This window comes from Streptomyces flavofungini (assembly GCF_041028215.1).
Classification (GTDB): domain Bacteria; phylum Actinomycetota; class Actinomycetes; order Streptomycetales; family Streptomycetaceae; genus Streptomyces; species Streptomyces flavofungini_B.
Window position 1 is genome coordinate 1 of record NZ_JASKYR010000818.1, and the last position, 2,991, is coordinate 2,991.

The 2,991-nt window shown below is 73.0% G+C and carries 4 protein-coding genes; all 4 read left to right on the plus strand.

Going from position 1 to position 2,991, the window contains the following annotated elements; translation table 11 throughout:
• A partial coding sequence (locus AB8Z36_RS34940) for a sugar phosphate isomerase/epimerase family protein (RefSeq protein WP_369217409.1) occupies positions 1–614 on the plus strand: 614 nt, incomplete at its 5' end.
• Positions 611–1,294 (plus strand): EboA domain-containing protein, encoded by a 684-nt coding sequence (locus AB8Z36_RS34945; RefSeq protein WP_369217410.1) that lies wholly within the window; start codon positions 611–613, stop codon positions 1,292–1,294. The genes AB8Z36_RS34940 and AB8Z36_RS34945, both read left to right, overlap by 4 nt.
• Before the next feature lie 9 nt (positions 1,295–1,303).
• The gene (locus AB8Z36_RS34950) at positions 1,304–2,152 is read left to right on the plus strand and encodes a TatD family hydrolase (RefSeq protein WP_369217411.1); all 849 of its coding nucleotides are present in this window, start codon (positions 1,304–1,306) and stop codon (positions 2,150–2,152) included.
• A gap of 3 nt (positions 2,153–2,155) precedes the next feature.
• Positions 2,156–2,991: metabolite traffic protein EboE (gene eboE / locus AB8Z36_RS34955; protein ID WP_369217412.1), on the plus strand; the 836-nt coding region annotated here is incomplete at its 3' end.

Consider the following 2,991-nt stretch of genomic DNA (forward strand, 5'->3'; position numbering starts at 1 on the left):
GGGCCGAACGCGTCCGGCTGCTGATCCGCGCCGTGCGCGTCGCCGCCGACCTGAACGCCCACGCCGTGCACTGCTTCAGCGGCATCACCCCGGCCGACACCTCCGACGACACGGCCTGGAAGCGGCTCGCCGACGCCCTCGGCCCCGTCCTGGACGCCGCCTCCGCCGCCGGGGTCCCGCTCGCCGTGGAACCCGAGCCGGGCCACCTCCTCTCCTCGCTCGCCGACTTCCACCGCCTGCGCACCGAACTCGGCGCCCCCGACCCCGGTCTCCTCGGCCTCACCCTCGACATCGGCCACTGCCAGTGCCTCGAACCGCTGCCTCCCGCCGACTGCGTACGCCAGGCCGCGCCCTGGCTGCACCACGTCCAGATCGAGGACATGCGCCGCGGCGTCCACGAGCACCTGCCCTTCGGCGACGGGGAGATCGACTTCCCGCCCGTCCTCGAAGCGCTGGCCGCCACCGGCTACCAGGGTCTGACCGTCGTCGAACTGCCCCGCCACTCCCACGCCGGACCCCAGCTCGCCACGGAGTCGATCGAGTTCCTGCGCAAGGCGGTGGCCCCCGGGCCGGACGGCGGAGCCCTGGCCTCCGCAAAGGGAGGAACGCCGTGACCGACACCCTTGGGATCACCGCTCTGCGCACCCGGCTCGAAGCCGGTCTCGGCGGAGCCGCCCGCGCCTGGCTCGACCAGGCCACCGCCGAGGCCACGGCCCACGCCGGGCGCCCGGAGCAGCCCGCCCGGACGTCGGTGCCCACCTGGGAGCTGCGGCTCGCCGAAGCCGGGCGCCGCTGCGGGGCCGACCACGCCGACGCCGTACGCGTCCTGCTGCTGCACGCCGCCTCCGCCGACCCCGCCACCCTCGCCCGGATCTACGGCCAGGGCACCGCCCCCGAGCGCCGTGCCGTGCTGCACGCCCTGCCGCACCTGGTGCCGGGCCCCGAGGCCCTGCCCCTGGTCGAGGACGCGCTGCGAACCAATGACACGCGGCTCGTCGCGGCGGCGGTGGGCCCGTACGCCGCCGAGCACCTCGCCCCGCACGACTGGCGCCACGCCGTCCTCAAGTGCCTGTTCACCGGTGTCCCCGTGGACGCCGTCGCCGGTCTCCCCAGGCGGGCACGGGGCGACGCGGAGCTTGCCCGCATGCTCTCCGACTTCGCGAGCGAACGCCGTGCGGCCGGACGTGCCGTGCCGGACGATCTGCGCCGCGTGCTGTCCCTGACCGATCCGGCGGGCGCCGGGGCCCCGGCCGCGCCCTCCGGCACCGTGACCCCTTCCACCGGCGAGGAATAGGAGTCCCCGATGCGCATCTTCGACCCCCACATCCACATGACGTCCCGCACCACCGACGACTACCAGGCGATGTACGCGGCGGGTGTCCGCGCGGTGGTGGAACCGGCCTTCTGGCTCGGCCAGCCCCGCACCTCGCCCGCCTCCTTCTTCGACTACTTCGACTCCCTCCTCGGCTGGGAACCCTTCCGCGCCGCCCAGTACGGCATCGCCCACCACTGCACGATCGCCCTCAACCCCAAAGAGGCGAACGACCCGCGCTGTGCGCCGGTCCTCGACGAACTGCCGCGCTACCTCGTCAAGGACAACGTCGTGGCGGTGGGGGAGATCGGCTACGACTCCATGACACCGGCCGAGGACACCGCCCTCGCCACCCAGCTCCAGCTCGCCGCCGACCACGAACTGCCCGCCCTCGTGCACACACCGCACCGGGACAAGCTCACCGGCCTGCGCCGCACCATCGACGTCGTACGGGAGTCGGCGCTGCCCCTGGACCACGTCCTGATCGACCACCTCAACGAGACCACCGTCGAAGAGGCCAAGGACAGCGGGTGCTGGCTCGGCTTCTCCGTCTATCCCGACACCAAGATGGACGAGGAGAGGATGGTCGCCATCCTCAAGGACTTCGGCCCCGAGCGGGTCCTGGTCAACTCCGCGGCCGACTGGGGCAAGAGCGACCCCCTCAAGACCCGCAAGGTCGCCGACGCCATGCTCGCCGCCGGATACGACGAGGACGACGTCGACCTGGTCCTCTGGCGCAACCCGGTCGCCTTCTACGGACTCAGCGGCCGGCTCGCCCTCGACGTCACCGGCACCGACGCCACCCACGAGGGGAACTCCATCCTGCGCGGCGGTGCGTGACTCATGCGCTTCCGGCACCCCGACGGCTCCACCGTCCACCTCGCGTACTGCACCAACGTGCACCCCGCCGAGAGCCTCGACGGTGTCCTCGCCCAGCTCCGCGACCACTGCGAACCCGTCCGCAGGAAACTCGGCAGGGACCGCATCGGCATCGGTCTGTGGCTCGCCAAGGACGCCGCCCGCGCCCTCGTCACCGACCCCGGCGCGCTGCGCGGCCTGCGCACCGAACTGGACCGGCGCGGCCTCGAAGTTGTCACCCTCAACGGCTTCCCCTACGAGGGCTTCGGCGACGACGAGGTCAAATACCGGGTCTACAAGCCCGACTGGACCGACCCGGAACGGCTGACCCACACCACGGACCTGGCCCGTCTCCTCGCGGCCCTCCTCCCCGACGACGTCACCGAGGGCACCATCTCCACCCTCCCGCTCGCCTGGCGGACACCCTTCGACGCCCCGCGCGCCGCATCCGCCCGCACCGCTCTCACCGCGCTCGCCCAGCGCCTCGACGCCCTCGATGAGCTGACCGGCCGCTCCATCCGCGTCGGACTCGAACCGGAGCCGGGCTGCACCGTCGAGACGACCGCCGACGCCATCGCACCGCTCACCGCCGTCGGACACGACCGCATCGGGGTGTGCGTCGACACCTGCCACCTCGCCACCTCCTTCGAAGATCCGGCGACCGCCCTGGCCGCCCTCGCCACCGCGGGCGTTCCCGTCGTCAAATCCCAGCTCTCCGCCGCCCTGCACGCCGAACACCCCCACCTTCCCGACGTACGCGAGGCCCTCGCCGCGTTCGACGAACCCCGCTTCCTCCACCAGACCCGCACCCTGACCGGCAC

Excerpts from the sequence above, each read along its gene's own strand:
- AB8Z36_RS34950 (WP_369217411.1), top strand. The coding sequence starts at position 1,304 with ATGCGCATCTTCGACCCCCACATCCACATGACGTCCCGCACCACCGAC.